3 protein-coding genes are annotated in these 3,910 nt (G+C 50.0%); 2 read left to right on the top strand and 1 reads right to left on the bottom strand.

Going from position 1 to position 3,910, the window contains the following annotated elements; genetic code table 11:
• Positions 1-407: 407 nt before the first annotated feature.
• Positions 408-1,952, bottom strand: a complete 1,545-nt coding sequence (locus tag JW953_07300; protein MBN1992496.1) for an L-lactate permease — start codon at positions 1,950-1,952, stop codon at positions 408-410.
• Between the two features lie 374 nt (positions 1,953-2,326).
• Between JW953_07300 and JW953_07295 the strand changes: the two genes are divergently transcribed.
• Together JW953_07295 and JW953_07290 are read left to right on the top strand one after the other, a co-directional pair.
• Positions 2,327-3,124: an ABC transporter ATP-binding protein gene (locus JW953_07295; protein ID MBN1992495.1), complete on the top strand. Its 798-nt coding sequence runs from the start codon at positions 2,327-2,329 to the stop codon at positions 3,122-3,124.
• 13 nt (positions 3,125-3,137) lie between these two features.
• Positions 3,138-3,743 (top strand): hypothetical protein, encoded by a 606-nt coding sequence (locus JW953_07290; protein MBN1992494.1) that lies wholly within the window; start codon positions 3,138-3,140, stop codon positions 3,741-3,743.
• Positions 3,744-3,910 lie beyond the last annotated feature (167 nt).

Genomic DNA, 3,910 nt, shown 5'->3' with positions numbered 1-3,910 from the left:
ATCTGCAACCGGTGCGATGAACACGAGGGGGATACGAGGGCGCCATTATGAAGCCGTATCATTCTTGTCATCGAATTATCCCCCCCCCATTAACAGGGCATATGATTTCTTGGTGGTTGTCAAAAATCGCAAGCTTCCCCAAAAATCTACTCGAACACAGTTTTTGCAGGGTACGAGGTTTTTAGAAACCTGTCAGGTCTCTTACCTAAAATTTCGGACACACCCGATCAAACATTCTCACCAGAAGAACAGGACCAAATGCAATGACCACATTTTTCTTTCATCCGCAAGGGAGAATATTTCTGGTCCTATCAAATAATGGGTTAAATTCTCATCGTACAAAGAATATTTGGGCAGTTTTGAATTGGGGTGAATAACTCAATGTGGAGACCGCTGGTTGCTTGGGTTTATAATAGCCATAGCGCAGTGAGCCCACCTAAGACGGTGTAAATCAAACAGGCAGGCAGGGTACGACGTAGCACCGCTCCTTCCTGCCCGCTCAACCCAACGGTAGCTCCACCGGCAATGATGTTGTGTGGGGCGATTGTATTGCCGACGCCAGCCCCGAAACACTGTACGCCAACAATGGTTAAGTCCGGTAACCCCAAACTTTGAGCTGTCACCTGTTGAAAATCGGTAAATAGGATATTGGAGGCTGTAGCTGAACCGGTAATGAATGTACCGAGCACCCCTACGAAAGGTGCAATCAAGGGCCAGGAATTTCCGGCTAAGGCCGCCGCCGCTACAGCTAAACTATCAATCATCCCGGCATAGACCATCACCCGCGACAAGCCCAGCATGGCTACGAGGGCTAGTGTGACCGGAGCGACTTGTTTGAAGGTTTGGACAAGGGTTGCCTGTACCTCAACCCATTTGGCCCGCTGGGCAAGCGCACCCAGAAAGAGGGCGATAAAAAGCAGAGTACCTGGCTGGTATAGCGGCTGAAAGCTCCCGCCAAAGATGCCAAAAAGTGACCATTCCCACACCACGCCGGAGAGCGCCTGCTGCACAGTTGAAATGAGGCGCGTCGATAGAACCAGTACAATCAAAATCAAGTAGGAAGCCGAGGCTTGCAGAAGATTGAGTTTGATGTCGGCGGAGGTTGCGCTGCAGGCAATGGAGTCTTCGCGGCTAGGCGGTGGGTGAGCCAGCCGAAAAACCAAGATAAAGGTCACACTCCCAATTGCAGCCCCAACCATATTAGGTAATTCTGGACCGATGAAGCGAGAAATCAGAAAGAAAGGTATGATAAAAACGATAGCGGCCAGGAGTGTCCAGCCCCAAATAGCCTTGGAGTTGGCCACGCGCCCTTTCATGGCCCGCGTGGCTAGCAACATGGCCATACCCAACATAAGCCAGCCAAATAGGCTGTGGTATAAGCTGATTGCCCCCGATAGTGTTACCCCGCTAAAGTTGGTTGCCTCAACTTGAGGGATAACCGGCGTACCTAAAGCTCCGAACGAGGCGCCAACTGCGTGGCCGATGAGCACAATCGTAATCGCTTCTACCGGGCGAAAGCCAAAGCTGACCAAAAAGGGTGCAGCCAGAGCGATGGTGCTGCCAAAAGCAGCCGCACCCTCAATAAACAAGGTAAAAAACCACGCGACCATAATGACGACGATGCGTGGATCGTTGGAGAGGCGACAAATCCACATGCGTAGTACTTCCAGAGCCCCGGTGCGAATCTGCAAGTGGTACAGGGCGAGGGCAGGAATAATAATCCACAAGATTGTGGCAGCGGTGACGACCGCTTCAACCAACGCTCCGCCACTTGCCGCCACCGGGCCAACATCAGCATACGTTTCTCGCCCATAACCAAAAGTGCTCCACGCCAAGATCAGCGCAACAATCAAGCCGACCAATCCGGCCCTGGCCGCCGGCCAACGGAAGCCAAGCATCAAGATTAAAATGATGAGAATTGGAATAGCAGCCAAGGCCGCACTTAGAGACATAGAATTCACTCACCACCTCTCCTTGAAGTCTCGGCAACCGTATCATAATCGAGACAAAAAATCAAATTCTTTTGTGTCAATGTTGAGGTTGCTGTATTGGCTACTTATCCGATCCGCCTGATTAGATCAATTCTTCCGCCACACCTTTGTGGATGAAGTTTTTGCACCTTACGCGTTATTCGCGTCAGTTTCGACTAGATTCATTTTAGTTTGTTTCGCTGTAAATTTGAGCCTGATACATTGCGTAAATTATACATCAAGCTTAAAATAAAGACAAATTATAGACAAAATATTGACAAAATATAATTTTTGTGCTATAGTTATTTCATCTAAATCAAATGTGTTGGTGAGTTCACTTGAAAGCGAGAAAAACTATGGCAAACAAAACTTATGCAATTGAACTGAAAAACGTAGAGAAATCTTTCAACGTTGGTGATAAAGAAATCCCTGTCCTCAAAAATATCTCAACCGAGATTGAGTCGGGTGAATTTGTTTCGATTGTGGGGCCGTCGGGCAATGGAAAATCAACCCTGCTCAATATGATCACAGGCATCGATCGCCCCACAGCCGGAGAGATTTTTGTAAACGGCCAGGCCGTGCATGCGATGAGCGAAAATCAATTGGCTAAATGGCGCGGCCAACAGGTGGGCGTGATTTTTCAATTCTTCCAAATGCTGCCCTCGTTAAGTTTGCAGCAAAACGTGGCCCTACCGATGGAATTTTTGGGCAAGTACAACCGCAAGCAGAGACGTGAGCGCTCGCTGCATCTTTTGGAAACCGTCGGCCTGGCCGATCAGGCGGGCAAGCTGCCTAGCATGGTGTCGGGTGGACAGCAACAACGGGCTGCGATTGCGCGTGCTCTGGCGAATGATCCGGCTTTGTTGATTGCTGACGAACCAACCGGCAATCTCGACTCAAAAACTGCCGAGCAAGTGTTTGATATTTTCCATAACCTAGTTGGCGAGCAGGGCAAAACCTTACTGATGGTTACGCACGACGCCCATCTTGCCGGTCGCATTCCGCGTAACATTGAAATTATCGATGGCAGTATCGTCAAAGATAATCGCCAACAGCCATCTTTGAGTGTTCCTGTGCCATCAATAAATAACATACCGGTTATGCCAAACGTTATCACCAGTGTTAACGGCAAGTTATCGCCGGTAGCAGCCTGATCAAGGAGAAAATATGTTAACCTTACTGTCGAAAGTGTGGTTTGAACTGTGGCAAGACAAAATCCGGACCATCCAGGTGATGCTGGTTATCGCCCTGGGTGCGATAGGGGTAGGTTTGGTCATTGGTGGGCGAAATCTGGTAGCCAGCGTTGTGGCCGAAAGCTGGCAAGCCGCGCAGCCGCCACACATTAGACTCAGTGTTAATCCACCGTTGGATAACGAGCAGATGGATCGCCTGGCCCGCATTGAGGGTGTGGCCGAAGTGGAAGGTTTGTACAATACCTCTGTTGAATGGCGCCTGGTTGGCAGCGAGGAGTGGCAAACTGGCTCGCTGAGATCACGTGAAGATTTTCAACAGCAAAAAATGACTCTACAGGAACTTGAGAGCGGCGAATGGCCCGGACGTAATACCTTAGCCACCGGCAGAGTGTCGGTTGGCCCATCTGGTGTTTTTGAAGGCGATACGGTTGAGATACGCTTTAACGATACAATCCGTACCTTTGATGTGGTGGGCACCATTGGCTCGGTCGGGCCGTCGCCGGTGTTTAATGATGAATTCTACGCCGACCAGCGAACCTTTACTCGCATTACCGGCCGCGATACGGTTGATCTCATCTAACTGCGCGACGTTACTTTTGACCAGGCCAGGGCCGAAGCCACCGATCTGCGTATTCAAGCCTACTTTGAAGATATCGGGGTCGACTCGGTGGGCGTCTCGTTCCCGTTTCAAGCCCGGATTGTGCCACCCGACATTCCTCCCGCCGCCAACATTCTGAATGCAATTTT

The organism is Anaerolineae bacterium (genome assembly GCA_016931895.1).
Lineage (GTDB): Bacteria > Chloroflexota > Anaerolineae > 4572-78 > J111 > JAFGNV01.
This window is presented reverse-complemented; position numbering and strand designations above follow the sequence as displayed.